Annotated in this window: 26 protein-coding genes and 1 pseudogene; 10 read left to right on the top strand and 17 right to left on the bottom strand. The window is 54.1% G+C overall.

The window, feature by feature from the left end; translation table 11 throughout:
* Positions 1-35 precede the first annotated feature (35 nt).
* Positions 36-1,952, top strand: a complete 1,917-nt coding sequence (locus GL2_RS07295) for an ATP-binding cassette domain-containing protein (protein ID WP_143730034.1) — start codon at positions 36-38, stop codon at positions 1,950-1,952.
* A gap of 153 nt (positions 1,953-2,105) precedes the next feature.
* On the opposite strand, the gene GL2_RS07290 is transcribed toward GL2_RS07295, so the two are convergent.
* The 7 genes and pseudogenes from GL2_RS07290 to ftsY form a co-directional block, all read right to left on the bottom strand.
* Complete coding sequence (locus GL2_RS07290) at positions 2,106-2,984, bottom strand: outer membrane beta-barrel protein (RefSeq protein ID WP_143730033.1); 879 nt, start codon at positions 2,982-2,984, stop codon at positions 2,106-2,108.
* 528 nt (positions 2,985-3,512) lie between these two features.
* On the bottom strand, positions 3,513-4,304 hold the full coding sequence (gene trmB, locus GL2_RS07285; RefSeq protein WP_143730032.1) for a tRNA (guanosine(46)-N7)-methyltransferase TrmB: 792 nt from the start codon (positions 4,302-4,304) through the stop codon (positions 3,513-3,515).
* Positions 4,305-4,392: 88 nt separating this feature from the next.
* Entirely contained in the window at positions 4,393-4,770 is a 378-nt protein-coding gene (locus tag GL2_RS07280; protein WP_143730031.1) for a DUF423 domain-containing protein, read from the bottom strand.
* A gap of 111 nt (positions 4,771-4,881) precedes the next feature.
* Positions 4,882-5,736 carry an RNA polymerase sigma factor RpoH gene (rpoH, locus tag GL2_RS07275; RefSeq protein WP_143730030.1) on the bottom strand — a complete coding sequence of 285 codons (855 nt, stop codon included), beginning with the start codon at positions 5,734-5,736 and terminating at the stop codon, positions 4,882-4,884.
* Positions 5,737-5,958: 222 nt separating this feature from the next.
* The gene (ftsX, locus tag GL2_RS07270) at positions 5,959-6,975 is read right to left on the bottom strand and encodes a permease-like cell division protein FtsX (RefSeq protein WP_143730029.1); all 1,017 of its coding nucleotides are present in this window, start codon (positions 6,973-6,975) and stop codon (positions 5,959-5,961) included.
* Positions 6,956-7,642, bottom strand: a complete 687-nt coding sequence (ftsE, locus tag GL2_RS07265; protein WP_143730028.1) for a cell division ATP-binding protein FtsE — start codon at positions 7,640-7,642, stop codon at positions 6,956-6,958. The genes ftsX and ftsE overlap by 20 nt, the downstream gene beginning before the upstream one ends.
* Before the next feature lie 34 nt (positions 7,643-7,676).
* Positions 7,677-8,683: pseudogene (ftsY, locus tag GL2_RS07260) on the bottom strand (signal recognition particle-docking protein FtsY).
* Positions 8,684-9,146: 463 nt separating this feature from the next.
* Here ftsY and rsmD point away from each other — a divergent pair.
* From rsmD to ggt, 3 genes are all read left to right on the top strand, one after another.
* A complete protein-coding gene (gene rsmD, locus GL2_RS07255; RefSeq protein WP_143730027.1) occupies positions 9,147-9,758 on the top strand; it encodes a 16S rRNA (guanine(966)-N(2))-methyltransferase RsmD in 612 nt (203 codons plus the stop codon).
* 87 nt (positions 9,759-9,845) lie between these two features.
* Positions 9,846-10,322 carry a pantetheine-phosphate adenylyltransferase gene (gene coaD, locus GL2_RS07250; protein ID WP_143730026.1) on the top strand — a complete coding sequence of 159 codons (477 nt, stop codon included), beginning with the start codon at positions 9,846-9,848 and terminating at the stop codon, positions 10,320-10,322.
* A gap of 62 nt (positions 10,323-10,384) precedes the next feature.
* Positions 10,385-12,103 carry a gamma-glutamyltransferase gene (gene ggt, locus GL2_RS07245; RefSeq protein ID WP_143730025.1) on the top strand — a complete coding sequence of 573 codons (1,719 nt, stop codon included), beginning with the start codon at positions 10,385-10,387 and terminating at the stop codon, positions 12,101-12,103.
* A gap of 36 nt (positions 12,104-12,139) precedes the next feature.
* Here the strand turns inward: ggt and GL2_RS07240 are convergent, their stop codons facing one another.
* The 7 genes from GL2_RS07240 to radC all read right to left on the bottom strand — a co-directional run bounded on the left by GL2_RS07240 (position 12,140) and on the right by radC (position 16,990).
* The gene (locus tag GL2_RS07240; protein WP_143730024.1) at positions 12,140-13,756 is read right to left on the bottom strand and encodes an amidohydrolase; all 1,617 of its coding nucleotides are present in this window, start codon (positions 13,754-13,756) and stop codon (positions 12,140-12,142) included.
* Between the two features lie 391 nt (positions 13,757-14,147).
* Positions 14,148-14,507: a disulfide bond formation protein B gene (locus tag GL2_RS07235; RefSeq protein WP_143730023.1), complete on the bottom strand. Its 360-nt coding sequence runs from the start codon at positions 14,505-14,507 to the stop codon at positions 14,148-14,150.
* Positions 14,508-14,532: 25 nt separating this feature from the next.
* On the bottom strand, positions 14,533-14,658 hold the full coding sequence (locus GL2_RS21870) for a DUF5993 family protein (protein WP_232053831.1): 126 nt from the start codon (positions 14,656-14,658) through the stop codon (positions 14,533-14,535).
* Between the two features lie 104 nt (positions 14,659-14,762).
* Positions 14,763-15,578 (bottom strand): bifunctional DNA-formamidopyrimidine glycosylase/DNA-(apurinic or apyrimidinic site) lyase, encoded by an 816-nt coding sequence (mutM, locus tag GL2_RS07230; RefSeq protein ID WP_143730022.1) that lies wholly within the window; start codon positions 15,576-15,578, stop codon positions 14,763-14,765.
* Between the two features lie 93 nt (positions 15,579-15,671).
* Positions 15,672-15,827, bottom strand: a complete 156-nt coding sequence (rpmG, locus tag GL2_RS07225) for a 50S ribosomal protein L33 (RefSeq protein ID WP_020413983.1) — start codon at positions 15,825-15,827, stop codon at positions 15,672-15,674.
* A gap of 36 nt (positions 15,828-15,863) precedes the next feature.
* Entirely contained in the window at positions 15,864-16,100 is a 237-nt protein-coding gene (gene rpmB, locus GL2_RS07220; protein ID WP_143730021.1) for a 50S ribosomal protein L28, read from the bottom strand.
* Positions 16,101-16,315: 215 nt separating this feature from the next.
* Entirely contained in the window at positions 16,316-16,990 is a 675-nt protein-coding gene (gene radC / locus GL2_RS07215; protein ID WP_143730020.1) for a DNA repair protein RadC, read from the bottom strand.
* Between the two features lie 152 nt (positions 16,991-17,142).
* Here radC and coaBC point away from each other — a divergent pair, with 152 nt between their 5' ends.
* The 4 genes from coaBC to slmA all read left to right on the top strand — a co-directional run bounded on the left by coaBC (position 17,143) and on the right by slmA (position 22,562).
* Entirely contained in the window at positions 17,143-18,351 is a 1,209-nt protein-coding gene (gene coaBC / locus GL2_RS07210; RefSeq protein WP_143730019.1) for a bifunctional phosphopantothenoylcysteine decarboxylase/phosphopantothenate--cysteine ligase CoaBC, read from the top strand.
* Positions 18,352-18,373: 22 nt separating this feature from the next.
* Complete coding sequence (locus GL2_RS21865; RefSeq protein ID WP_143730018.1) at positions 18,374-20,755, top strand: phosphomannomutase/phosphoglucomutase; 2,382 nt, start codon at positions 18,374-18,376, stop codon at positions 20,753-20,755.
* A gap of 168 nt (positions 20,756-20,923) precedes the next feature.
* On the top strand, positions 20,924-21,829 hold the full coding sequence (argB, locus tag GL2_RS07200; protein WP_143730017.1) for an acetylglutamate kinase: 906 nt from the start codon (positions 20,924-20,926) through the stop codon (positions 21,827-21,829).
* A 124-nt stretch (positions 21,830-21,953) separates the two neighbouring features.
* Positions 21,954-22,562, top strand: a complete 609-nt coding sequence (slmA, locus tag GL2_RS07195) for a nucleoid occlusion factor SlmA (RefSeq protein ID WP_020413977.1) — start codon at positions 21,954-21,956, stop codon at positions 22,560-22,562.
* Positions 22,563-22,662: 100 nt separating this feature from the next.
* Here slmA and GL2_RS07190 read toward each other — a convergent pair whose 3' ends face one another.
* Both GL2_RS07190 and pyrE read right to left on the bottom strand, forming a co-directional pair.
* Positions 22,663-23,259 carry a hypothetical protein gene (locus GL2_RS07190; protein WP_143730016.1) on the bottom strand — a complete coding sequence of 199 codons (597 nt, stop codon included), beginning with the start codon at positions 23,257-23,259 and terminating at the stop codon, positions 22,663-22,665.
* 47 nt (positions 23,260-23,306) lie between these two features.
* The gene (pyrE, locus tag GL2_RS07185; RefSeq protein ID WP_143730015.1) at positions 23,307-23,960 is read right to left on the bottom strand and encodes an orotate phosphoribosyltransferase; all 654 of its coding nucleotides are present in this window, start codon (positions 23,958-23,960) and stop codon (positions 23,307-23,309) included.
* Between the two features lie 114 nt (positions 23,961-24,074).
* On the opposite strand from pyrE, the gene GL2_RS07180 reads away from it, so the two are divergent.
* Positions 24,075-24,842 (top strand): exodeoxyribonuclease III, encoded by a 768-nt coding sequence (locus GL2_RS07180; RefSeq protein ID WP_143730014.1) that lies wholly within the window; start codon positions 24,075-24,077, stop codon positions 24,840-24,842.
* A gap of 42 nt (positions 24,843-24,884) precedes the next feature.
* Here the strand turns inward: GL2_RS07180 and rph are convergent, their stop codons facing one another.
* Complete coding sequence (gene rph / locus GL2_RS07175) at positions 24,885-25,604, bottom strand: ribonuclease PH (protein ID WP_143730013.1); 720 nt, start codon at positions 25,602-25,604, stop codon at positions 24,885-24,887.
* A 110-nt stretch (positions 25,605-25,714) separates the two neighbouring features.
* Between rph and GL2_RS07170 the strand changes: the two genes are divergently transcribed.
* Positions 25,715-26,602, top strand: coding sequence for a YicC/YloC family endoribonuclease (locus GL2_RS07170; RefSeq protein ID WP_172621083.1), 888 nt, complete (start codon positions 25,715-25,717; stop codon positions 26,600-26,602).
* Positions 26,603-26,643 lie beyond the last annotated feature (41 nt).

The raw sequence follows: 26,643 nt of genomic DNA, 5'->3' as shown, positions 1-26,643 counted from the left end.
AGCATCCATCGACCTGTTCATATGAGGTTTTTCCAGTGATCAATTTGCAAGGTGTCTCTCTGCACCGGGGTGAGCGCGACCTGTTGGACAGCGCGGATTGCCGCATTTTCCCCGGCCATAAAGTAGGGATTATCGGCGCGAATGGCTGTGGCAAGTCAACTCTGTTCAAACTTTTGCTCGGCCAGCTGGAGAGCGATGCCGGACATGTCGACCTGCCAAGTACCTGGCGTATTGCTCACATGGCCCAGGAAGTTGAGGCCAGCGAACAGTCCGCCCTCGACTATGTACTCGATGGCGATCAGGAGCTGCGCCAACTGCAGGAACAGCTGGCTCTGGCGGAGAGCAGTGGTGTGGCCGATGGCCACAAGCTGGGGGAACTACACGAGCGTATGGCCAGTATCGATGGCTACAGCGGGCCAGCCCGCGCAGCACAGCTGCTCGATGGGCTCGGCTTTTCCCACGCAGACCAACAGCGACCTGTACGCAGCTTCTCCGGGGGCTGGCGCATTCGCCTAAGTCTTGGCCGGGCACTGATGTGTCCGGCTGACCTGATGCTGCTGGATGAGCCCACCAACCACCTGGACCTAGATGCAACCCTGTGGCTGGAGCAGTGGTTACAGCGCTTTCCCGGTACTCTGCTGATTATTTCCCACGACCGCGATTTTCTCGATGCGGTCGTCGATGGCATTGTCAGTTTTGAGCAGCATAAACTGGTGCTCTATAACGGTAATTACAGTGCCTTTGAGCGCACGCGCGCCGAGCGCCTGGCACAGCAACAAATCCAGTTCGAAAAGCAGCAGGTCGAACGCGCGCACATGGAAGACTTTGTGCGGCGCTTCCGCGCCAAAGCGAGCAAGGCCAAACAGGCACAGAGTCGCATTAAGGCACTCGATCGCATGGCCCAGATTGCCCCAGCCCACGTGGACTCCCCCTTTCATTTCACCTTGCCATCCGCAGAGAAGACCTCCAACCCGCTAATCGATCTGCGCGAAGCGGATATCGGCTATGCCGACAAGGTAGTGGTGAGCAAAGTACAATTGGGGATCCAACCCGGTCGCCGCATTGGCCTGCTCGGCCCCAACGGCGCAGGTAAATCTTCACTGATCAAAACCCTCGCCGGGGATCTGCTGCCACTGAGTGGCGAGCGCCAATGTGGGGAACACCTGGCAATCGGCTACTTTGCCCAGCACCAGCTGGAAGCCCTCGACGGAGCAGCCTCGCCACTACTACACATTCAACGCTTAAGCCCCGATGCCAGTGAACAATCACTGCGGGACTTCCTCGGCGGTTATGGCTTTGTCGGGGATCGGGTATTTGAAACCGTCGCTGGCTTTTCCGGCGGTGAGAAGGCGCGCCTGGCATTGGCTATCCTGGCTTGGCAGAAACCAAACCTGTTACTACTCGACGAACCCACCAACCACCTGGATCTGGAGATGCGCCATGCTTTGACTATGGCACTGGCAGAATTTCCCGGTGCGATGGTTTTGGTTTCACACGATCGCCACCTGCTCGCCAACACCACCGATGAATTTATTCTGGTTGCCAATGGCCGTGCCGAGCCCTATGGCGGAGACCTTGACGACTACAAACAGTGGCTGTTGGGTTTTAACCGGGAGAAACGACGCGAAGAGAAGGCCACGGAAAGTTGTGAAAGTCCTGCCAAGCCCACTGAAGACAAGAAAACACAACGGCGCGCTGCTGCGGCATTACGCGAACAATTAAAACCACTCACCAACAAACTGAAAGCTATTGAGCGGCAGATATCCACAGCAGAGAAAAAGCTGAATCAGACCCAGGAAAAGCTTGCTGATGAAAACCTGTATAGCGGCAGTCAACAGGAGGAAATCTCCCGTCTCAATAAAGTGCAGGTAGAGCAGCGCGAGATTCTTGATACCCTGGAAATGGAGTGGCTCGAAATTTCTGAACAAGTGGAAGAGTTGCGTGGAGAGTAATACCTCTACTCACCGATTCTTACAGCCTTGGAGGGGCGCTTTGCCCTGATACTGTACCTGAAACTGCCATCATAAAGTTACATCACAGGCATCCCTTTTCTGGGTGGCACCAGCGGATGGCGGTTTTCCTAAGAAAGTGGAAGCCGCCAATTTCTAGCTGCGGATACAACCATATTCATCCACCGCAATACCAATTGGTGTATTCGGACACTGGTCTATATAGGTCGGTACGCCATCGAAGTCTGAATCGATTGGGCAGCCATCGGGCCCCACATCTACACCAACCGGTGTCTGTGGGCATTGGTCTGTCGCATCAATCACACTGTCGGCATCCTCGTCATACCAAAAATCCGGATACTCAAGCCACTGATAGCCTACCGCGACACTGGCAAATCCATCCAGGCCACCCTCTTCCACCCCTTGAAAGAGACGTATATCAGCCCGTGCCTGCCAACGAGGACCCAGGCTGTATTTCACTCCAATACCCAGATTGACCATAGTCTGGCTATCATGCCAATTACAGACGTACTTTGGGTAGAGGTGCGTATAGGGATCTTTTCGTTTGTAATCACAGTCATAACGATACTTGCCGTCTTTATCCCTGTAATGTTTTTTTGGTGCATCATCGTAGTTAATACGAATTTCGCCAATCCCGAAAGCTACGTAGGGTTGCCAGCAAAAGTCGCCGCAGAACTGGCCACCAAATTGATAAAGCAGGTCCAAATGGTAATTGTATACTTCAACCTTTTCAGGAATTTCATCTACATTCACGACAAAGTAATCAACCACTCCCTCCATGGCCCAGTAGTTGGTCATATTGAACCCCAGGCCACCACCGCCACCAGTGGTGTCCCGCAGTTTTAATCCATGAAAGGGTGTCCCATTTAGTCGGTCACTGTTAAACCAATGTTTACCGCCATTGGTATAGAGATTCAGTGTGCCAACAAAATCAGCAGAGGCCCCTGAACTTATAAAAAGAAGAAAAAATAAAACGCCATACAAAGTTGAAAGAAGCGAGAGACGCTTTCTCATTAGAGACACCGAAATTCCTTTTCGAACTAACCCCCCAAGGCTTTTATTCGAATGGGCACTTAGTAACAAAATCGAATTTATTGGTATATTTTTTAAGTACTCTTAATACGAATTCGTATTTAATGCCTCGCCCAGTATTAGCATCATAGACTGGAAATAGAAAAAGATAGCGATAAAGACAGGAGAGATAACCGATGCCGACGATAAGGCAACTACAGGACTTTTTTATGAACTCGACAATGCCACCCCAGCCCTGTATTGGCATTCACGGCCATTAACAAACAGTACCTTCGGCGGTTCTGCATGCAATATTTTGCCGGTACACAAAACAGTATTGTGCTTGCAAACTGGATAAGTTACTGCAGGGTTGCTCTACAGAATCTCTGATGTCAGGGAGATAGAGAAGGTTGGAAACTGCCAAAAAAGAATTGGCAGGTGATTTTGTAGAGACGGCAATATTTCAAAGCTGATCACTGGCGACGCTGGTAATATCACCAGTGATCATACTCTTGCTCTAAATACTAGAGGCTATTCACCATCGGCATCATGAGCGGAACCGACCTCACTCTCTGTGCTAGCCACTCCCTGAACGGGTATTTCACCGGGTAAACGCCGATATACCAAATCCCAAACACCGTGGCCCAGGCGTTGGCCGCGGCGTTCGAATTTGGTTTCCGGGCGCCACTCGGGTCGCTCAACATAGTCATTGTTGGCGGATGTATTTTCTAACAGCTGCTCCGCCTGCAGCACTTCCAGCATATGCTCGGCATAGTTCTGCCAGTCTGTCGCCATATGCATTAGTCCGGCGGTTCTTAATTTGGCGCAAATCAGACGCACAAAATCCTGCTGAACAATGCGACGCTTGTGATGCTTTTTCTTGTGCCAAGGGTCGGGAAAATATAATTGGAACCTATCCACTATACCCTCACCGATGCAATCGTTGAGAACGTCTACAGCGTCAGCCATATAAACACGTAGGTTTTCCACCCCAGCTTTACCGGCACTGTTAATTAACCTGCCGACACCGGGAGGGTGTACCTCGATACCAATAAAATTCTTGTCGGGCTCCGCCTGTGCCATCGCGAGCAGGGAGTCTCCCATACCAAAACCGATTTCCAGAACCAGCGGGGCCTCACGCCCGAAAACTTCACTCGGATTGATAGGACCATCAAACAGGGACAAGCCAAACTGCCCCCAGTAGGTATCAAAAGCGCGGCGTTGCCCTTCCGTCATTCGCCCTGCGCGGATCACATAACTACGGATGGACTTTTTCTTGTACTCGGTGCGGTAGGGGAACTCTTCCGCGGATTCGTCTTGCATTCTTCGCGACCTCTTATGCGAAACGGTTTTCTCTTATTCGGGAATTGGGATATACCGGGCGCTGACTCAAAAATGAATCCGGTCTCCACTATTTGGAGGAATTTGCAGCGGCAATTAACAGTACAATCCAACCAGCAATCATCAGGGTCCCACCAATCGGTGTGACAGGTCCCAGCCACCGCGGCCCTCCAAGGGCGAGGGCGTAGAGGCTGCCGGAAAAAAATACTACGCCAAATACAAAGAAGGCTCCGCTCAGGGTGAGTGACAAACGCACACCCCAGTTCTGGATCAACAGAGCCACACCAAGCAACGCAAGGGCATGGAACATCTGGTACTGCACTCCAGTCTTATAGGCCTCCAATAGATTCTCTGTCACCTTATCGCGCAGGCCGTGGGCGCCAAAGGCACCTAAGGCAACACCGCTGGCGCCGAACAGTGCGGCGAGCATCAGGTAAAGTTTTGCCATTATTTATCCCTCAACAGTTGCCATCCTGAGTAGATACAGGAAATCGATAAATACAGAAATAAAAAAACCGCGCTACTGCGCGGTTTTCTACCGAATGACAAAGATGCCGGTTCAGGCCTCCATGGCCGCACGCACTTTCTTCATAGCGTTCTTTTCCAGCTGGCGGATGCGCTCAGCGGAAACACCATACTTGTCTGCCAATTCGTGCAAGGTGGACTTATCTTCAGTCAGCCAGCGCGCCTGGATAATATCGCGGCTGCGCTCATCCAGCTGCTCCATGGCGCTGGCGAGACTGCTGAGATTGGTCTCCTGCCAATTATCACGCTCCAGCTGGGCAGCAGGGTCGAAACTGCGGTCTTCCAGATAGTGTGCAGGGGCCTGCCAAGCAGTATCGTCATCGTCATCCGCGCCGGCATCAAATGCGGCATCGTGAGCTGCGAGACGACCCTCCATTTCTTGGACCTGGGTAACATCCACATTTAAATCTTTTGCCACAGCCTTGGCTTCATCATTGCTGAGCCAGGCCAGCTTCTTCTTTTGTCCACGCAGGTTAAAGAAGAGCTTGCGCTGCGCCTTGGTGGTGGCGATCTTCACAATACGCCAATTGCGCAGGATAAATTCGTGGATCTCGGCTTTGATCCAGTGAACCGCAAATGAAACCAGACGCACACCCTTTTCAGGGTTAAAGCGCTTGACGGCTTTCATCAGGCCAACATTACCTTCCTGAACCAGATCGGCCTGGTTGAGGCCGTAACCAGAATAGGATTTGGCAATGTGTACCACAAAGCGCAGGTGAGACATCACCAGTTGCCGTGCCGCATTGATATCTTCGCGGTAGTAGAGGTCTTCTGCCAGGCGCTTTTCCTCCTCAGCAGTCAGCACATCAAAGCCGCTGACCGTCTGGATATAAGCTCCCAGGTTGGCGCCCGGAGACAGCGTATGCACTGGCTGTAGGCTGGTTCCCATTCAGGTCTCTCCTCTCATTATTAGTCGGCCGGTCCTACCGGCCGCTGTCGTCAGATACTGTTTCCGGCGACAAGCTGGACTCAGTGTAGCACTTGCACCGGCGGATAAGAAAGTCCGCCGCCACATGCCGTATTCCATTGTATTGCGATCGATTAGAGGGCCTACATGCCCTCGGGTTCCCGGTAGGGCAGCGGCTTTACGCTTCTTGATACGAGCGCATGGTTATGTCGGTTCTATAGCTCGAATATGCCGAGTTGTCGCCAACCAGGCACCCAATAATCCAAGCAGAGCAGCGCCAGCACTCAAGCCGACAAAGTAACTGAAACCCGGCCCCTTCAGGATATAGTTGCTGCCATAACTGGAAGAGAGGCCTGCAATAGGCCCCGACAACAACAAGACACCGCCAAGCAGCAGTAGCCAGGCCAGCAATCCACCAAAAAAGCCATAACAAAGCCCACTGTAGAGGAAAGGCCTGCGCACAAAGGCATTGGTGCCCCCCACCAGCTTCACCACCAGTATCTCCTCGCGGCGACTCTCGATATGCAGGCGAATGGTGTTGACCACAACCAGGACCACCCCCAGCGCCAACAGGAGTGCCAGTCCGGCAGAGAGCCGCTGCCCCAGCTCTGTGAGCTGAGTGAGGCGCTGCACCCAGGCCAGATCAAGCACCACGGAATCGGTCAGGGCCTGCTGTCGCAAGTTCTCCACCAGGGCCTGCAATTTATCGCTGTTATACGCATCTCTCGGCCGCAGCAACAGCACAGCCGGCAAAGGGTTGGCATCCAGCCCCGCCAGCACATCACCAAGCCCGGATGCCTGCTCAAACTCGGCCAGAGCTTCCTCCGGGGAGATGTAGGTCACTTCGGCAATCGCCGGATCGCTGCGCAGTTTTGCAGCGAAGGATTCAACCGCTGCATCCCGCGCACTTTTATGCAGGAAGACCGAGACCTGTGGCTGCCCATCCCAGCCAGCCACCGCGCGCTGGAAGTTCGCAAGCCCCAACTGCAGCGCAGCAGGCAGGGCCAGGGCAATAGCAATCACCAGTGCAGTCATGGCACTGGCCATGGGTGCGGCAAAAAAGCGGCGTATAGATTCCAACGCCACCTGGCGGTGATGGCCTAGCCAGCTGTGCCACAGATCGCTAAAACCGGTGCGGGCCACCACGGCTCCAGTGTTGCGCACGCGCTTGTCGGCGCCGGGGTTAGCCTGCCGCTGTGCTTTAGACTGGGTTTGCTTCACGGCTCGGGACTCCATCGTAAATCAACTGGCCGGCTTGCAAGGTCAACACCCGCCGGCGCATGCGCGCGATCAATTCCAAATCATGACTCGCCACCAGTACAGTAACGCCCACCGCATTAAAGTCCGCAAACAGCTGCATAATTTCCTGGGAGAGCTGTGGGTCCAGGTTACCGGTTGGCTCATCCGCCACCAGGATTGTTGGTTTATTCACTACTGCACGAGCTATGCCCACCCGCTGTTGCTCTCCACCAGACAACATAATGGGGTTCTGATTCTCCTTGTGCAGCAGGCCGACCTTGTCCAACGCCGCGCGCACCCTGCGCCCCAGCTCACGCTGGTTGCAGCCAGCCACAGACAGGGGCAGGGCGATGTTATCGAAGACACTGCGATCAAATAGCAGTTGGTGGTTCTGGAACACGATGCCCAGGTTACGGCGGTAATATGGGATCTGGCCATTGCGCAGGCGATTGAGGTTCTGCCCGGCCACCAGAATGGTGCCCTTGGTGGGGCGCTCGATGGCTGTAAGCAATCTCAATAAGGTGCTCTTGCCCGCACCGGAGTGACCGGTAAGGAACACCATATCGCCGCGGGGAATCTCCAGGCTGACACGTACCAGGGCATCTTGCCCCGATGCGTAGCGCTTATTCACATTGTCAAAGGTGATCACGGTTTTTAATTCTTGTTATTCCCTATGCCAGCAATCAAGCGATATCGCGGCCAAACAGCGCAGAGACGAATTCTTGCGCGCGGAAAGGTTGCAGGTCCTCCGCCTGCTCGCCCACACCGATAAAGCGCACCGGGATGCCGAATCGACGCGCCAGAGCGAAGATCACCCCCCTTTGGCCGTGCCATCAAGCTTGGTGAGTACCAAGCCAGTAACCCCGGCTGCCTCTCGGAACTGGGAAGCCTGGTTGATAGCATTCTGGCCGGTACCTGCATCCAGCACCAGCAGCACTTCGTGGGGAGCGCTGGGGTCCAGCTTGCCCATTACCCGGCGTACCTTGGTCAACTCATCCATCAAGTTGGATTTGGTGTGTAGACGCCCCGCAGTATCCGCAATTACCACGTCTATGCCACGGGCCTGAGCCGACTGCACTGCGTCAAAAATCACTGAAGCACTGTCCGCACCGGTATGCTGGGCCACCACAGGCACATCGTGGCGCTGCCCCCAAACCTGCAGCTGTTCTACCGCAGCGGCGCGGAAAGTATCACCGGCGGCGAGCATGACCGATTTACCCTCCCCGAGAAAGCGATGCGCCAATTTGCCGATTGTGGTGGTCTTGCCAACGCCGTTGACGCCCACCACCAGGATTACGTAAGGCTTCTTGCCGGTATCGATTGCCAGCGGTGCATCGACACTCACAAGCAGTTCCGCCAGTTCCTGTTGCAGGGCCTTGTACAAAGCATCGCCATCGGCAAGTTCGCGACGGGAAACACGCTCGGTAAGGCGCTCAACAATCTCGCTAGTGGCCTCAACGCCCACATCCGCCATCAGCAATTGGGTCTCCAGCTCCTCAAGCAGATCCTCATCGATTTCCTTGGCGCCGAGAAAAAGGTTGCCCATCCCCTCGACGAACTGGTTGCTGGTGCGGCTCAGGCCTCGGCGGATGCGCGCAAAGAAGCCCTCTTTCTTTTTCCCAGCGGGCTTATCCTGCTCCTGGGCAGGCTTCGCCACCGGTTCGGGTACCCGTTCTGCAGGCTCGGCCACCGGTGCCTTTGCTGTGAAAGCTGGCAGTAACCCAGACTCTGCCTCAACTATTTTCTCTGTCGTTTCTACCGATTTTTGCCCCGCAGGTGAAAGCTCCGGAGCCTCAGCAAAGTCCTCGTGCTCGGCAGCGGAAGTTTTTTTCTCGGGTGCGGGAGGCTTTTGCTCTGGTACCGGGACTCCAACATCTGGAGTCGGGGGCTCCCGATCGAGAGCTGTGGATACCTGGCTATCTGCCGTGGCCTCTTTGTCGGTTGGGGGCTGGTTGTGGGTTGGGAGCCCCTGCTCAACTGAAGGCTCCTCAGACGAAGCGGCAACTTCCGCGTGCTCCCCTTGGGGCTCGCTTTGTTCAGGCTTGCGTTTTTTCTTTTTACGCAGGAAATCAAAGATCATTCGTGTATCCGGGTGTACCGCTTGCAGAAAGACGCTAATCTTAGCATCGCTAAGCCCCCAGTAGAGAGTTACCTTGGCCAGAAGTTCATCGCGCAAGCCCACCCCGCAATCCCTTTCCCAGCTTCGTATCATTGGAGGGCAATGGCGTGGCCGGAAATTGCAATTCGCACCGGTGGAGGGACTCAGGCCCACCGGCGACCGCCTGCGTGAAACCCTGTTCAACTGGCTGCAGTTCAGACTGCCCGGTGCCTGCTGCCTGGATCTATTCGCGGGCTCTGGCGCCTTGGGCCTCGAGGCCCTTTCCCGTGGTGCCTCTTCAGTGGATTTTGTCGAGTTGAATCCGCATGCCGCGCATACTCTCAAGGAACAGCTGCGATTGCTGGAAGCACAGGGGGCCCAGGTGCATAGCTGCAGGGCTGCGGATTTCCTGGCAAGCAATAACAATCAATACGACATTATCTTTGTCGACCCCCCCTTTGCCGAGGATCTGTGGCAGGAAAGCCTCAGCGCCCTTGAGGGCCATCTCTCTGAGGAGACACTGATCTATATCGAGACACCTCGCGACACAGTCCTGTCGTCGCTATCCAACTGGCAGCTGGTCAAAGAAAAGCGCGCGGGCCAGGTCTGTATGCGCTTATATCAGTGCACACTGCAAAGCCCAGCGGAGAACTTTGAGGTCGAGTAAATCTCCTGATTGCATTCGGTTTTGAGCCTTAGCCGTAAATTGTTTACCATTCGCATCCCTTTCGGTCCGCATTAAAAGCCTTGGCGTATGAAAAAAGTCGTCTACCCTGGAACCTTCGATCCAATCACCAACGGCCATCTGGACTTGGTGGAGCGGGCCTGTCGCCTGTTTGACCATGTCATCGTCGCGGTGGCCGCCAGCAGCCGTAAAAACCCGCTATTCACCCTGGATGAACGAGTGGAACTGTCCCAGCAGGTACTCGGTCACCTCCCCAATGTGGAAGTGATCGGATTCGATATCCTGCTGGCCGATCTTGTTCGCCAAGTGGATGCCTATGGCGTACTGCGCGGTCTGCGCGCGGTATCCGACTTCGAATACGAGTTCCAGCTGGCCAATATGAACCGTCAATTGGCTCCCAATATGGAAAGCCTGTTCCTGACGCCAGCGGAACATTTGTCCTATATCTCCTCATCTTTGGTGCGAGAAATTGCCTCACTCAATGGTGATGTGACCAAATTTGTTCCACCTGCGGTTCAGGCGGCACTCAAGGAAAAATTCCGCTAGGCCCCGAACTGGTTATTTCTGATACACTCGAGCGGATTTTTCCTCAATCCGCGGAGTGTGTTGTGCGCTACCTTCTCCTCGCCTTTGCCGTCTTTCTGACCCCAGCAATAGCCGACGAGCCGCAGCCTGAGATCGATACCGGTCGCAGTGCGATCAAATCGGCCACTGCTGATACCTACATGGTGGTTACCGCCAATCCCCACGCCAGTCGTGCTGCTGAGCAGGTCCTCGTCCTTGGCGGTACCGCCGTAGATGCCGCTATAACCGCACAACTGGTGCTGGGACTGGTGGAGCCTCAGTCATCAGGTATCGGCGGCGGTGCATTTATGCTCAGCTATGATGCCGGCGACAAAGAGCTCCAGTACTACGACGGGCGTGAAACAGCCCCCGCTGCAGTCGATGAAAACTACTTTATACACGAGGGTAAGCCCCGCGCATTTATCCAAGCGGTTATTGGTGGCTATTCCGTAGGTGTGCCCGGTGTTATCCGCATGCTGGAAATGGCACACCAGAGAGATGGAAAGCTGCCCTGGGAGTCCCTGTTCCAGCCGGCAATAGAGCTGGCCGAAAGCGGTTTTGAGATTTCTCCCCGCCTGCACCAGCTCTTACTCAAGCTACCCAAAGTTGCGGCCAGGCCGGCTATCGCCGGCTATTTCTTCAATAGTGATGGTGAGCCTCTGCCAATCGGGCACAGGCTCAAGAATCCCGAATATGCCCAAACACTAAGGGGGATCGCCAAGGGCGGCGCAGACGCTTTCTACCAGGGAGAAATCGCCAGAGCCATCGTGGAGGCCGTGCATAGCGATCCGGAAAACCCCGGTCTGCTCAGCCTGGAAGATATGGCTGGTTACCAGGCCAAACAGCGGGAGCCCCTGTGCTCCATCTTCCTCGAGTACCGTGTTTGCGGCGCCGACGCTCCATCCTCAGGCGGCACCACAGTGGGCGGGATATTAGGTATGCTGCAACAATTTCCTCTGAGTGAGATGAGGGCCGGCGACGATTTGCTCACCCACCTGTTTATAGAGGCCTCCGAGCTGGCATTTGCCGACCGCAACACCTACTCCGCTGACGCGGACTTTGTCAGTGTTCCCAGCAAACCCCTGGTCTCCCCAGATTACCTGAGCAGCCGCGCAGCATTAATTGATCCAGATAGCGCCAATACGGCCAGGCCCGGCAATCCCCGAGCCAGTAACAGCAAGCGCGCCATGGCACAATCACCGGAGATGCCCAATACCAGCCACCTGGTGGTGATGGACCGCTACGGCAACGGCGTCAGTATGACCTCCAGTATTGAAACCGGCTTTGGCTCACGCCTCCTGGTGAAAGGGTTTTTGCTGAATAACCAACTGACCGACTTTTCTTTCACCCCTAAGCGGGCGGACGGAAAGCTGGTGGCCAACCGTATCCAGGCTGGTAAGAGACCGCGCTCATCCATGTCCCCCACGGTGGTATTCAACAAGAATGGCAGTATCAGGCTGTTGGTGGGTTCCCCAGGTGGTTCCCGTATTATCAATTACACTGCGCGCACCATCCTCTACCACCTGGGATTAGATATGCCGATCGCTGACGCCATTGCCGCAGGAAATATCGGTGCAATCGGTAATCGGGTGGAATTGGAGCCGGGCTTCTTCGGCGAGAAAGTTATCAGCAAGCTCAGGGAGCGCGGACACCAGGTTGTAGAACGCAATCTCAACAGCGGTATTCACGCGATTGCCCTGAAAGATAACAAGCTTTACGGCGGCGCCGACCCCCGACGCGAAGGCAGCGCATTGGGGCGTTAATTTCTAAGTAAAATCGCCACAAAGCCCCTATAGATTTCAGGGGCTTTTTTTATCTACTGAAACACTGTTGTTACTGACACGCTCGTGAACCAGTCGCCCCTTGTAGTAGGTACGCAAGATGCTGGCCTTGTGGATATCTTCAACAGGAATTTGGAAAAGATTTCGATCCAGCACAATAAAGTCCGCCCATTTTCCCTTCTCGAGGCTACCGGTTTCCAATTCCAGACCATGGGCATAGGCGCCGTTAATAGTAAAGGTCTCAAGCATCACTGCCAGTGGAATATTGCGCTCAACCCCGAATTGAATTCCAGCCAGTGGACTATCTACGCCGCTTGGAGACCAGGCATACCCGGAAACCAGGGTCACCCCCTCTGGGAAAAAACGCTTGCCGGCGTCTTTCGCTGAGCGGCCTTTCTGTAAAGGAATCTTACCCGGGTGCATTACCGCCACAACTTTTCCCTGCGCAAATTTCTTTAATTCATCTACATCGGCAATCGCAGCGTTCAATATACTGTTGCGCGGGTTTCGACGCTTTGCCACCTCCCCCAATTTAAGGAGAGCTCTAAGAGCCCGCTCAGTACTTTCCCGGTCATGTACATAAATCTGCACAGGAAAACTATGAATATTCGCCCGCTCAATTAGCTGGGTAAGTTTATCCTCCTGAACCGATTTTCCCTCTGGTCCAGATCCAGTAATTTGTGGTGAAGCAAAATCACTGATACGGACAGAACCTAGCTGGAAGTCTTTACCTGAATAGCGTTTCGCAAGAACTTGCAGCGTGCGGAACTGTGCGGCAGTCATATTGGGCAAAACAATAAATGAACCTCTTACACGTAAGTCCAACGGCATGAGATCAGTTAGCCTCTCCAGCGTTGTCACCGGATCACTGCTACCAACTAATGGGGTATTGGTCTCGTAGAGCGTTGTTACCCCCCATCTCGGCGCCAGCCTACTGATACGTAAAATATCCTCTCGATAATCAGTCGAACGCTCCTCCGGAATCAATTTTTGTAACAGCGCTATCGCCCCGCGTCCGCGCAACAAGCCAATAGCGATACCATCCTCGTTTTTAACAATAAATCCATCTGTGGGATTTTCAGTGTCACTATCAATACCTGCGGCAGCGAGCCCTTCAGAGTTTGTCCAGATACTGGCCCCGTCAGCAGAAATCAAAATAATTGGGATCAGATCATTTATCTGATCGAGAATTTCCTTATGCAACTTATACGCGGAAAATGCTTGCGGGCGCCAACCTGCACCAAACACAACTTGTTGCTCCGGATTTTCCCTAATATAGGTTTCCAGTGCTCGCCGGTAATCATCAACAGTTTTTTCAACAAAAAGATCAACACCGAATGCCGAGCCAGCTATTTTTGCCCCCTGGATAAATCCAGGCAAAACCAATTTTCCTTGGAGGTTTTCAACCGTGGTTTTGGGGCCAATGTATTTTTTTACACCGTGATTTTTTCCGACATAAATAATATGCCCATCTCTGATGGCCATTGCTGTAGCAACAGAACGGGATTTATCCAGGGTGTAAATATACGCATTTTTAAAAACCAGCTGGGCCGGCGCAGGGACAGAGCTATTTTTAGGGTCACTTCTCTCGCAACACAAAAGCAGAAACCCACACAATACCCACACAAGACGCATTCCTTGATCCTCTTTTCTATCAGAAGGTAAAATCCAAATGGTCTATACGCACTCCCAGAAAGCACTTACGTAGCACAGCAGTAAAATCAGAAAATATTTTTTTGATATGTGAATATCAATGGATTAGCAGAATATAAAATAAAACTGGCACACCAACAGGCATTATTGATGCCATTTAAATTATAGAAGAACAAAAACTTTATTAACTGCGCCTATTGCCACAGCCAGTGATAACCAAAAGAGCCCCTGATACAGGGCCCCAGACCACACTCCAAGAAAGTACTGATCAAATTTAACATGGTGATGATAAAGAATGCGCTGACAATAAATTTCTCCAGAAAACTGAAACGGCGTGGGGCAAAATTACGCCGGCAGAAGCCCAGCATCATAGCTATCCCACAGTATGCAAGCAGGCCAAAAAAGGCGACGGCGGACCAGGTATAAAGGTGTAAGCCGAGATATGCCCCCCAAAACCCGGGTTGCCCGGCAGGATATGAAGTAGCACTTGCCGACCCGCCACAGCCAATCCGGCAAGACCCGATAATATAACTACCCCGTAATGCGCCGGCCGCATACCGAAACGCAGATTCATTAACAGTCCAACCCCCACCATAGTGAACGCTACCCGTTGCAGCAGGCACAGGGGGCAGGGTGGCTGTTGCTTCAACAGTTCTACCAGAAAGGCAAACCACAATGCCGCCGTAACTATCAGCAGCAGCAGGGCATCGAGTCTTCGCACTGCATAAACCATGGCGACAACCCCTTACGGCAAGCCCCTAAAACGAAAGGTTCAGCCTGTTGGTCCAGTGATATGCGAACCAGGTAAGGTAGATTGCCAAGGTTACCAGCCAACAGGCGATTGCCGCCTGCCGGCGTCCATTCCAGATATACCAGACAGACATCAGGACGGTGAAAAACGGCAATATCATTACCACGGGCTATCTCCACAGACAGCAATAGCTTGATATTAGTATTTCAGCCGCAAATTCCCCAGTATTGCCCAACTTCAGCGCTGGCAGTAAGCACAAAAGAAGGTGTTGCGCTGCCCCAGAACCATATCGCGAACCGGGCGACCACAGGTTGGACAGGCCTCACCCGCGCGACCATAGACATTGAGTTCCTGGGAGAAATAGCCCGGCTGCCCATCCCCACCAATAAAGTCTTTTAGAGTGGTGCCGCCCTGGGCAATGGCTCGCTGCAACACCTGTTTAATAGTCTGCGCAAGGCGTAGATAACGAGCTTTGGAAATAGTGCCCGCTTCACGATCCGGGCGGATTCCGGAGAGAAAAAGCGACTCGCTCGCGTAGATATTGCCCACACCCACAACGATACGCCCATCCATGATGAAGGTCTTCACCGACTGCCGGCGTTTGCGGGATGTAGAGAACAGATAGTCACCTGTGAACTCGGCGGAGAGAGGCTCGGGGCCCAGGTGACTGAGCAAATCGTGAGCAAGGGGGTCACCAGCTGTCCACAGCAGGGCCCCAAAACGGCGCGGGTCGCGATAGCGCAAGATCAGGCCATTGTCGAGCTGCCAGTCTATATGATCGTGCTTTTGCGGGGCCTCACCATCATCTACCAGGCGCAGACTGCCAGACATACCCAGGTGCCAGATGGCACACCCATTATGCATATACACCAGCAGGTATTTGGCGCGGCGCTCAAGCTTCAGGATACGGGCATTGCTGATATATCGGGCCAAGTCCGGTTCAACCGGCCAGCGCAGGCGGTGTTGGCGCACCTCGGCAGAATGTACCTTATACCCCTCCAGGTGGGGCTGCAGGCCGCGGAGGGTTGTTTCTACTTCTGGGAGTTCAGGCATTTCAGTCTTGTTTCTGGAGTCGATTTACCCGGTAGACGGATACAAAAAAGCCCGGTGTACACCGGGCTTTTTCTACGAGTACACGGCAGGCAATTACTTGATTTTGCCTTCCTTATACATCACATGCTTGCGTACAACGGGATCATACTTTTTGATCTCCATTTTCTCAGGCATGTTGCGCTTGTTCTTGGTAGTGGTGTAGAAGTGGCCAGTACCGGCGCTGGAATTCAGACGAATCTTCTCACGCATTGCTCTATCTCCAATCTATTAGCTGGGCTACAGCTGTTACACTTTTTCGCCGCGGGCGCGCAGCTCAACCAGGACAGCGTCGATACCTTTCTTATCGATAACGCGCATACCTTTCGCGGAAACACGCAGCTTCACAAAACGCTTCTCGGATTCAACCCAGAAACGGTGGCTGTGCAGGTTCGGCACAAAGCGACGCTTGGTGCGGTTCTTGGCGTGGGATACATTGTTTCCGGTGACCGGACGCTTACCGGTTACCTGACATACCTTGGACATCTGTTGGCCTCTTCAAAACACTTGTGCCCGCATGGCGCCAATCCTGAAGAGGAAAAGGTAGTGCGGGAACATAAAAATCGGGATTCTAATCCGGTTCCTGGATAGCGGCGGAACCTGTTCAGAATCTGGCCCGGCCGCAAAGAGCGGCGTTTTATACCAAAAGAGCCCGTAGGGAGCAAGTTTTGTACAGCACTTCCGTATCGATCACGGCATCTTCACAGTAACCCCTGCTCAGCAAAAGAGAGTGCCTCGCCCTCACCGACGATCAAATGATCCAGAACCTTGATGTCGACCAGCTCCAGAGCCTGTACCAGGCGCTCGGTGATCCAGATATCCGCCTGACTGGGTTCGCAGATGCCAGAGGGATGGTTGTGCGCCAGGATCAGCGCTGCAGCCCCCCGGTGCAGGGCCGCTTGTACTACCTCACGGGGATAGACACTGGCGGCGTTTAGAGTGCCCTCAAACAACTCCTCAAAGGCGATCACGCGGTGCTGGGTATCCAGGTAAAGGCAGCAGAAAACCTCGCGGCGACGGTGGCGCAACTGCATCGACAGGTAGTCCCGCACCGCCATCGGGCTGCACAGAGCGCTGCCTTGTTGCACTGTCTCTGCCAAGTGCCGGCGTACCATTTCCAGCGCCGCCTGCAGCTGGACAAACTTGGCGTCTCCCAGCCCTCGGGCGCGGCAAAACCGCTCCCTATCTACCTCCAGCAGTGCGCGCAAGCCGCCAAATTCGCTCAATACCCCACGTGCCAGGTCCACTGCCGAAACACCGGGCAAGCCCACACGCAGGAATATAGCCAATAACTCTGCATCCGATAGTGCGCCGGCACCCCGTGCCAGCAACTTTTCCCTCGGCCTTTCAGCAGCAGGCCAATCCTTGATCTTCACCGGTATTTCCTCCGCCCATTCCATGACTGCGTTTTTAAGTCAATTCCACCACCTACTATCAGTAACCTCTGAGATGCCTCATTCTCTGCCTTATAAGAACAGACGCATCAATGCTAATCTTACCCGCTCGCATAAATTCGGAAAGCGCACCTATGTCCTCCCTCAGCAATAAACGCATTCTTCTGGGTATCAGCGGCGGTATCGCTGCATATAAGAGCGCCGATCTGGTACGCCGCCTGAAAGATCGCGGTGCCGAGGTGAGGGTAGTCATGACAACCGGGGCCCGCGAATTTGTGCAACCCCTGACCTTCCAGGCCCTTTCCAGTAATCCGGTATACTCCGACCTGCTCGATCCTGCCGCAGAGGCAGCTATGGGCCACATTGAGCTGGCCAAGTGGGCCGACTTGGTCCTGATTGCGCCCGCCAGCGCCCAGGTGATGGCAAAACTTGCCTGCGGTATGGCTGACGATCTGCTCACGACCCTATGCCTGGCCAGCGAGGCACCACTGGCACTGGCGCCCGCAATGAACCAAGCCATGTGGCGCCACCCGGCCACCGCCGCCAATGCGCAAACTCTGCACAACCGCGGTGCCCACTTGTGGGGTCCAGCCGCCGGCAGCCAGGCCTGCGGCGATGTAGGGCCGGGACGCATGCTCGAACCCGCAGATTTGGCACTGCAAGCAGAAGCCATGTTCGGCAACAATGACTGTTTGCGTGGCAAAAGCGTGGTAATCACTGCGGGCCCAACCCGCGAAGCGCTGGACCCCGTACGCTATCTCAGCAACCACAGTTCCGGCAAAATGGGCTTTGCCCTCGCCGAGGCAGCCCAGCGTGCCGGTGCCCAGGTAACACTGATCGCCGGACCGGTAAACCTGAACAGCCCGGCGCATGTAAAGCGTGTCGACGTTGTCGATGCGCGGGAAATGCGCGATGCCGCCGAGCGCGCAGCTGACCTATGCGATATTTTTATCAGCGCTGCCGCTGTTGCAGATTTTCGCCCTGCAGCCTTGGCCGAACAAAAAATCAAAAAGCGGGAGGGCCACGACGAAAGCTCTATAGCCCTGGTAAAAAACCCCGATATCGTCGCGGGCATTGCCGCACGCACCAAACGGCGCCCATTTACGGTCGGCTTCGCCGCGGAGACCCAGCAGGTAGAGCAATATGCGCAGAGCAAACTGAAGCGCAAGAAGCTCGATATGATTGTTGCCAACGATGTAAGCCGTACCGAGAGTGGTTTTAACAGCGACCACAACACTGTCACAGTGATAGACCGCAGTGGCAGCAATACTCTACCTCCAGCTCTGAAAACCGATCTGGCTAAACAACTTATAGAAATAATCGCCAACAAGGCACAACAGTAAAGATTTACGGACAGGAAAATCTGTGGTTTCCAACAAAAACAATCAGCGTAACTCACCATTGCATAAGGGGTTGCTTTTACCTTCTCTGCTGGCAGCTGTGGCCTGGCTCTGTGGAGCCTATTTAATCGTAGAACATGTGATCGTCCCCCATAACCACACTCAGGTGGCCCAGGCATCCCAGAAGCAAGGCGAAGCTTTCGCCCAGGCCGTTCAGCAACAACTGATCGAGCGCTCCCGGCGCCTGCGAAAAATCGGTGGTATGCAACAGCCGGCGGAGGCTCTGCTGAATACCGCCGAACTACCAGAGCAATCCAGGGCCCAAATATTTACCAGTGCGCAGATCCGGGTTGGTGCCGGCACAAATCCAAGTCTCAATTTCGCCCTGGTGGACCTGCTTAAGCGCACCCGCTTGAACGCGCAGCAACCCCTGGAGATATTGCGCACCGGTACCGACAACAGCTGGCAGCTGCACAATGCTGTCAACCTGACAAGTGAGCAGCTATTAATCAGCCAACCTTTTGCGGTGATAGAGAGTACCCTGGACAGCCTCGATAAGAACCTCGGACAAATTCAGCTGACCCAGAAGTTTCCCGATGGGGCCGCGCAAACCCTGTGGCGTGCTGGTCAGGGTGGTGGGCACACTTCTACAGTGGATATCCGCGATAGTTACCTACGTGTGCAATTCAGCCCCTCCAGCACATTTACCCAACATCACAGCCTGCCGACACTCTGGATTTATCTCGGTGCGGGAATCGGCTTGCTAATTTCCCTGTTGTTGCTGATTCGTTTCCTCCCCAGGGACACCCGCGCGCCCTGGGAGCATAGCAATAAAAATACAAAAGGCACCACAGAGACACGCAAACCGACGCTAGCGGAACAGGCTGTCCTGCAGCAGGAGGGCTCACTTCAGAGCCCGGCTTCGGCCCCCAGTATCGCTCCGCAAACCTCCGAACAAAGCAGCCTGGGAGAAAAGGCCTCAACGGCCGCGAATAAGCCGGAACCTATCCTGGGCACCGAATTTCCAGCACACGTATTCCGCGCATACGATATTCGCGGTATTGCCGGTGAGGAAATCAATGAGCCTTTCGCTTACCAGCTTGGGCGCGCCCTCGGCACCCTGGCCCAACACGCCGGTGAACATATCCTGCTAGTGGGCCGAGACGGCCGCAACAGCAGTGAGCTGCTCAGCAACTGCCTGATGGAAGGCATTCTCGACAGCGGGTGCAACAGTATTGATCTGGGATTGGTCCCATCACCCCTGCTCTATTACGCTTGCGCAAAAGGCAAGAATACTGCCAGTGGCATTATGGTAACCGCCAGTCATAATCCCGCCGAGTACAATGGGTTCAAGATTGTGCTAAAGGGCCGCCCACTGGCCGAGGAGAAGCTTCAGGGCCTTTACCAGCTAATGAAAAAGGGCCCATTCAAGGACGGGGAGGGCAGTAACCGCGAACAGGATATCAAAGACAAATATATCGATGAGGTCTTCAACAATGTAGCCCTCGCCGGGCAACCGCATATAGTGGTGGACGCTGGCAATGGGGCCACTTCAGTGCTGGCACCGCGCCTATTCGAACAGCTGGGCTGTGCAGTGACTCCTCTTTTCTGTGAAGTGGACGGGGACTTCCCCAATCACCCTCCAGATCCTTCACGCCCGGAGAACCTGCAGGCGCTGACGGATACGGTGGCTGAAACCGGTGCGGATATCGGTGTAGCGCTGGATGGCGATGGCGATCGGGTTACTTTGATCTCCAGCAGTGGACGTATCGCCTGGGCTGACCAGCTGGTTATGTTGTTGGCCAGGGATATTCTCGGCCGTCACCCAGGTGAAAACATTGTCTTTGATGTAAAGAGCAGCCGCAGTCTGGCACAGCTGGTCAGCCAATACGGTGGCCGCCCGATTATGTGGAAAACCGGCCACGCCCCGATGAAAACCAAGATGCTCGAAACCAAAGCTATTCTCGGCGGTGAATTATCGGGCCATATTTTTATTAAGGATCGCTGGTTTGGTTTCGATGACGGTATATACGCAGCAGCACGTATCCTGGAAATCATGGCCCTGCGCGAACAAAATCTGGATGAACTGCTGGATACTCTCCCCAAAATGCACAGCACTCCGGAAATCCTCCTGCCTGTAGCAGAACAGGAGAAATTCGCCCTGATTGAACAATTGCGTGAGCGGGGCAGTTTTGCCAATGCGGATATCAATACCATCGACGGCCTGCGTATTGAGTTCACTGATGGCTGGGGCCTGGTGCGCGCCTCCAATACTACAAGTGCGCTAACTCTGCGTTTCGAAGCCGAAAATGAAGAGGCCCTGGAACGCATTCGCAAACAGGTCATGGATCAACTCAAGCAAATCGATCCCACCATCACAGTGCCTAACTGGCAACTTCTCGACTGACGGGAATAAATTAACCTGACAATACCGCGGCACAGGTAAGTGCCGCTGCCGACCGCTGGTCGGTAAATTTTAATCTTCTACAAAACCGCGCAGCTGCGCGGCATTCTCGGCGACGACCGGGCGGCCGGGAAAATCCGCTCATACGTGCCTCACCACAAAGGAATTGCCATGTCCCTCGATAAAAAGTCCGCATTGCGTGTTGCCCAGGTCCTGAATGAAGCGCTGCCCTATATTCAGCAATTTACCGCTAAAACTGTTGTGGTTAAATTTGGCGGCAATGCCATGGTGGACAGGGAGCTGCAGAACAGTTTTGCCCGCGACATTATCCTGATGAAGCTTGTGGGTATGAACCCGGTAGTAGTACATGGCGGAGGTCCACAAATTGGCCAGTTGCTGAATAAGCTGAGTATCGAATCCCGCTTTGTCGACGGAATGCGTGTTACCGATAGCGAGACCATGGACGTGGTGGAAATGGTGCTGGGTGGCACCGTCAATAAACAGATTGTCAACTTGATCAACCACAACGGCGGCCGCGCTGTGGGTGTCACCGGCAAGGATGGCCTGCTGATCAAAGCGCGCAAACTCAACAGAAAAAATGAGAGTGCCGGGCTGCACGCCTCAGAGATTATTGATATCGGTCAAGTGGGCGAAGTGGAAAAGGTCAATACCGATGTGATCGACATGCTGATTCACAGCGATTTTATTCCGGTAATTGCTCCAATCGGGGTCGACAAGGATGGTATCTCATACAATATCAATGCGGACTTGGTCGCCGGTAAGATTGCCGAGTGTCTAAAGGCTGAAAAGCTGATGCTGCTCACTAACGTAGCGGGCCTGCAGGATAAACAGGGGGAAGTGCTCACCGGTTTGAGCACACCACAGGTAGAAGGGCTGATCGCAGACGGTACGATTCACGGCGGCATGCTACCAAAAATCGCCTGTGCCCTGGATGCAGTTAAATCTGGAGTGACTTCGGCACATATTATTGATGGTCGGGTTCCACATGCGGTGCTACTGGAAATTTTCACCGATACCGGCGTAGGCACCTTGATTACCAACAATAATGAAGTATAAAGCGGGCGTACAATCGTCCTTGGCAATTGAAGACAGCCGAACGAATCGGTAGGATTCCGCCGCCGCAATAAGGCAACAAGAGCAAAAACCACCGTCCGCCCCCCAAGTGGACTAAAGGCAGTCAATGAGCAGCGAAAAAATCAATCGGCGTCAACAGATCCTGGAAGCTCTGGCACATATGCTGGAAGCCAGCCCCGGCGCACGTATTACAACTGCAGCCCTGGCCAAGGAAGTCGGCTTCTCTGAAGCGGCGCTTTACCGTCACTTCCCCAGTAAATCAAAAATGTTTGAAGGTCTTATCGAATTTATCGAAGAGACTGTTTTCACTCGTATTGCAATGATCCTGCAGGAGGAACCCTCAGCCCTGAACCGTTGCCAGAAAATTCTGCACCTTCTTCTGGCCTTCTGTGAGCGCAACCCCGGTATAACCCGCCTGCTCACTGGAGATGCACTGACAGGTGAAACCGAACGATTGCATGGACGTATCCTGCAGCTGTTCGACCGCCTGGAAACCCAGATCCGACAGATATTGCGTGAAGCAGAACTGCGCGAGCACCTGCGCCCGACTCTGCCCCTGGGCGGTGCCGCCAATCTGTTGCTGGCCAGCGCCGAAGGTCGCATCGTGCAGTATGTACGCAGCGGTTTTAAGCGTAAACCCACCGAGTACTGGGCGGAACAATGGCCAGTTTTAACCTCGGGGTTTTTCCGCGAAACCGTAGCTGCGGCCCGTTGAGTGGCTATCGGCAATCCGCTGGAAAATTAGGGGTAATGGCACCGGTCGGTGCCTGGGCATAAGTGCTGCCGGGTAATCATCCCGGCCAGCTCTGGCCCGCTTAACGCTTGGCCATGATTTCAGCGTAACGGGTCGCAGCTTTATCAAATTCATCATTGATAGAGACGGCCTCGTCCGCGCGCCGGCTAAGGCGCTCACGCAATACCGAGACCTCTTTTTGCAAATCGGCAATACGCTGTAGAAGCTCAGGGGCTACCTCGCGGCCACCGCGCTGGGTGCGCGCAGCACCCGCCTCTTCCTGGGCGATCTGACGACCAAGGCTACTGATATTCGAGCGCATAATCGCCATGTCCTGCTCAACAATCGCCAGCTTGCGCTTGCGCGCACTCTCGATATCGGCAACGCTGTTGTAGCGTTTTAGCAGCTTGCGGTCGGCTTCTTCCTGAGCTTCCTGTTGGCGCTGCGCCTCGAATTCCTCGGGGCTCAACTGCGGCGGCACCACCTCCAGTACCCGGCCGGAGTGGTTGAGAATTTCATAGCCCCCAGCCACATATTCGGGAGGCACCCTCTCATTGAGCACCAGAATGCCCTGCTCATCGGTATAGCGGTAGAGTACCTGTCCACTCGCGGCATTTGCCAGGGAGGAGAACAGCAGAAAGGCAGTTACCAAAAAACGTACTATAGGGGCGATTTGCATCGCTCTTCTCACTAATAGTGCGGCCCGCTGCGGAAACAGGTCTTGTTTTATTGACCCGAAACACCGTAACGCTGCCGGTAGTCCACAATTTTGTGCAGGGTTTCACCAGCCTGTGACTCCTGCTCGAGGAAGCTGATCACATTGTCCAACTGTACAATACTGATCACGGGAATATTGTACTGCCTCTCCACCTGCTGAATAGCGGAGAATTCACAATCCTCACTGGCTTTTTCCTGGCGGTTCAAACCAATTACCACTCCGGCTGCTTCGGCACCGTGGGAATCGATAATCTGCATCACTTCGCGCACCGCTGTACCCGCGGTAATTACATCATCGATAATCAAAACCTTGCCATTAAGCGGCGCACCCACTAAGGTTCCGCCTTCGCCGTGATCCTTGGCCTCCTTGCGGTTGTAACAGAAAGGCTTGTCGATGCCCTTCTGCGCCAACGCCACGGCAGTCACCGCACCCAGCGGGATACCCTTGTAAGCCGGCCCGAAAATGACATCAAACTCCACTCCCGAAGCGATAATCGCCTCGGCGTATGCCTGTCCGAGTGCCGCCAGCGCCGCACCGGTGTGGAATCGGCCGGCATTGAAGAAGTAGGGGCTCTGACGGCCTGATTTCAAGGTGAAGTCGCCAAAACACAACACCTGATGATCCAGGGCCAATTGGATAAAATCGCGCTGATATTGCTGCATGGAAAATTGTTAACTATTGGCTAAGGTGAAGGGAGACCTCCCCGAAGCAATCCCGGGGATAGGCATGCAAATAATGTTTCTAATGATACACAGTCCGCTGGTAAGGGGCTAATAATGCGAATAGTAAGCTTGTCTGTAGACGGCGTTCATCAGGCCGCACAATGCGGTCTCTACGATTGGTTGGCTGAGCAGGACGCAGACATTATCTGCCTTCAGGACCTGCGCTCCCTGGAGCCAGAGCTTGACCACCCCATATTCCACCCCGACGGTTACTACAGCTACTTCTTTGACTCGGGAACATCCCATGAAAATGGAGTGGCGATCTATACACGCAACCAACCCAAGGCCATTATCTTTGGCATGGGTTTTGCCAATGGCGAAGATATGTACGGGCGCTATTTGCAAGCGGATTTTGAACGCCTGAGCGTCGGTTCCCTGCTCGCTCCCATGGCTACTGATGAAGCATCACTGGAGAAAAAAGTCCAGTTCTTCGATGACATGCAGGCGCACTTGCACAAGATCAGCCGCAAACGACGCGACTTTATTTTCTGCGGCAACTGGGGTATGGCGCACCGCCGTGCCGATGTGCAGAACTGGCAGGATCATCAGGATACCCCCGGTTTTATGCGCCATGAACAGCGTTGGCTGGACCAGCTGTTCAATGAGATCGGCTATGTCGACGCCTTCCGCCGCGTAGTCAAAGACACCGATGAATTTACCTGGTGGCCGAATGGCGCCGTGGGTGAGGGTGATGGCTGGCGAACCGACATGCAGATTGTGTCACACGGCCTGAAAAACCGTATCGAATACGGAGCCATCAACAAGAACGTTAAGTTTTCCAGTCACCTGCCGGTGATGATGGATTACGATATCGAAGTGTAAGATTTGTGGAGCCCCGACCTGTGCGGGGTTCCACAACATCGTTTACTTATCCAGCGCCGTTTGCTGTAGTGCAATCAACTCATCAATTCCTGCCTTACCGAGCCCTAACATCTGCGCGAATTGTTTCTCGGTAAAAGGTGCACCCTCTGCGGTACCCTGAACTTCGATCATGCCACCATCTGCGGCCATCACCAGATTCATATCGGTATCAGCAGCGCTGTCTTCCGGATAGTCCAGATCCAGTACCGCCTCGCCATCATAGATGCCCACAGAAACCGCCGCTACCAAGTTGAGCAGTGGGTCCTCAGTAAGAATTTTTTCCCGTTGCATATGACGAAAAGCGTCCACCAGGGCCACACAAGCTCCAGTAATGGCCGCTGTACGCGTACCACCATCGGCCTGGATCACATCGCAATCCAGGGTGATCTGGTTTTCGCCGAGTTTTTCCAGATCTACCGCTGCGCGTAAGGAGCGGCCTATCAAGCGCTGGATCTCTACAGTGCGGCCACTCTGTTTACCCTTGGCCGCTTCGCGAGGCATACGCGAATCGGTAGAGCGCGGCAACATGCCGTACTCAGCAGTAATCCAACCGCTTCCCTGACCACGCAAAAACCGCGGCACTTCATTCGACACCGAAGCATTGCATAAAACTTTTGTGTCGCCGAATTCCACCAATACAGAACCCTCTGCATGACGGGTGTAGTTACGGGTAATTTTAATCTGGCGCAATTGCGCCGCTGCGCGGCCACTGGGACGCTGCATAGCCCACCTCGGAAAATTGAATGAAAGCCCAGCATTATATACCCCAGCATGCTAATCCGAGCGCTGTGCTATGATGCCCGGCCGATAAATATGCCTGCAGAGGATCAGCAATGGCCAATAACCGGGAACTAAACAAGGTGCGTAGCATGACTGCCTTCGGCCGCGCTGAAGGCACTTACGCCACAGGAACCGCCATCTGGGAACTGCGCTCGGTTAATCATCGTTACCTGGAGCCACACTTCCGCCTTCCTGAAGTTGGACGCCCACTGGAAGCCAAGTTGCGTGACACTCTGCGCAAAACATTATCCCGAGGGAAACTTGAGCTCACCCTGACGATTAAACCAAACAGCGTAGAACATACCGGCCTTGAAATTAATCAGCCTCTGGCAAAGGCATTGATCCACGCCGCAAGGCAAGTAGCTGCGGGCGAAGATACCCAACCATTAAATCCCCTGCAGATCCTGCAGTGGCCCGGAGTTATCAGCGAACCGGAAGCCGATACAGAGCAGCAATCCGCCACCATATTGCAAACCTTTCGCGAAGCTCTGCAACAATTGCGCGCAAATCGCGAGCGAGAGGGGGCTGAACTTGCCAAATTTATCGAAGCTCGCCTGGTGGGAATTGAGGGACAGGTCGCTTTGGTACGAGAAAGGCTCCCGGAAATACTGGAGGCCCAGCGGGAAAAACTGCGCAACCGCCTCGAAGAGCTCTCTATCGACCTGGACAAAGAGCGCCTGGAACAGGAAATTGTATTATTGGCCCAAAAGGCTGATGTAGATGAAGAGCTGGACCGTCTCAGTGCCCACACAGCAGAAACCCGCCGCGTACTTGCCGGCGGTGGCGCCATTGGCCGTCGTTTGGATTTCCTGATGCAGGAATTTAATCGTGAGGCCAATACCCTTTCGTCAAAATCCATTGTGACAGACACTACCCAAGCGGCGGTAGAGTTGAAAGTACTGATTGAGCAGATGCGTGAGCAAGTGCAGAATATTGAGTAAGAAGATGATGGGGGCTTTCGCAATTAGAGTGAAGCTCCCAT

This window comes from Microbulbifer sp. GL-2, from assembly GCF_007183175.1.
GTDB lineage: Bacteria > Pseudomonadota > Gammaproteobacteria > Pseudomonadales > Cellvibrionaceae > Microbulbifer.
Note: the sequence above shows the minus strand (reverse complement) of the source record. Positions and strands in the feature narration are given on the sequence as shown.

Excerpts from the sequence above, each read along its gene's own strand:
- mutM (WP_143730022.1), bottom strand. The coding sequence starts at position 15,578 with ATGCCTGAACTCCCAGAAGTAGAAACAACCCTCCGCGGCCTGCAGCCC.
- rph (WP_143730013.1), bottom strand. The coding sequence starts at position 25,604 with ATGCAGCGTCCCAGTGGCCGCGCAGCGGCGCAATTGCGCCAGATTAAA.
- GL2_RS07170 (WP_172621083.1), top strand. The coding sequence starts at position 25,715 with ATGGCCAATAACCGGGAACTAAACAAGGTGCGTAGCATGACTGCCTTC.
- GL2_RS07290 (WP_143730033.1), bottom strand. The coding sequence starts at position 2,984 with ATGAGAAAGCGTCTCTCGCTTCTTTCAACTTTGTATGGCGTTTTATTT.
- GL2_RS07235 (WP_143730023.1), bottom strand. The coding sequence starts at position 14,507 with ATGGTTTATGCAGTGCGAAGACTCGATGCCCTGCTGCTGCTGATAGTT.
- GL2_RS07280 (WP_143730031.1), bottom strand. The coding sequence starts at position 4,770 with ATGGCAAAACTTTACCTGATGCTCGCCGCACTGTTCGGCGCCAGCGGT.
- coaBC (WP_143730019.1), top strand. The coding sequence starts at position 17,143 with ATGTCCTCCCTCAGCAATAAACGCATTCTTCTGGGTATCAGCGGCGGT.
- trmB (WP_143730032.1), bottom strand. The coding sequence starts at position 4,304 with ATGCAAGACGAATCCGCGGAAGAGTTCCCCTACCGCACCGAGTACAAG.
- GL2_RS07190 (WP_143730016.1), bottom strand. The coding sequence starts at position 23,259 with ATGCAAATCGCCCCTATAGTACGTTTTTTGGTAACTGCCTTTCTGCTG.
- GL2_RS07180 (WP_143730014.1), top strand. The coding sequence starts at position 24,075 with ATGCGAATAGTAAGCTTGTCTGTAGACGGCGTTCATCAGGCCGCACAA.
- rpoH (WP_143730030.1), bottom strand. The coding sequence starts at position 5,736 with ATGGGAACCAGCCTACAGCCAGTGCATACGCTGTCTCCGGGCGCCAAC.
- rpmG (WP_020413983.1), bottom strand. The coding sequence starts at position 15,827 with ATGCGTGAGAAGATTCGTCTGAATTCCAGCGCCGGTACTGGCCACTTC.
- slmA (WP_020413977.1), top strand. The coding sequence starts at position 21,954 with ATGAGCAGCGAAAAAATCAATCGGCGTCAACAGATCCTGGAAGCTCTG.
- pyrE (WP_143730015.1), bottom strand. The coding sequence starts at position 23,960 with ATGCAGCAATATCAGCGCGATTTTATCCAATTGGCCCTGGATCATCAG.
- argB (WP_143730017.1), top strand. The coding sequence starts at position 20,924 with ATGTCCCTCGATAAAAAGTCCGCATTGCGTGTTGCCCAGGTCCTGAAT.
- GL2_RS07240 (WP_143730024.1), bottom strand. The coding sequence starts at position 13,756 with ATGCGTCTTGTGTGGGTATTGTGTGGGTTTCTGCTTTTGTGTTGCGAG.
- coaD (WP_143730026.1), top strand. The coding sequence starts at position 9,846 with ATGAAAAAAGTCGTCTACCCTGGAACCTTCGATCCAATCACCAACGGC.
- GL2_RS21870 (WP_232053831.1), bottom strand. The coding sequence starts at position 14,658 with ATGTCTGTCTGGTATATCTGGAATGGACGCCGGCAGGCGGCAATCGCC.
- rpmB (WP_143730021.1), bottom strand. The coding sequence starts at position 16,100 with ATGTCCAAGGTATGTCAGGTAACCGGTAAGCGTCCGGTCACCGGAAAC.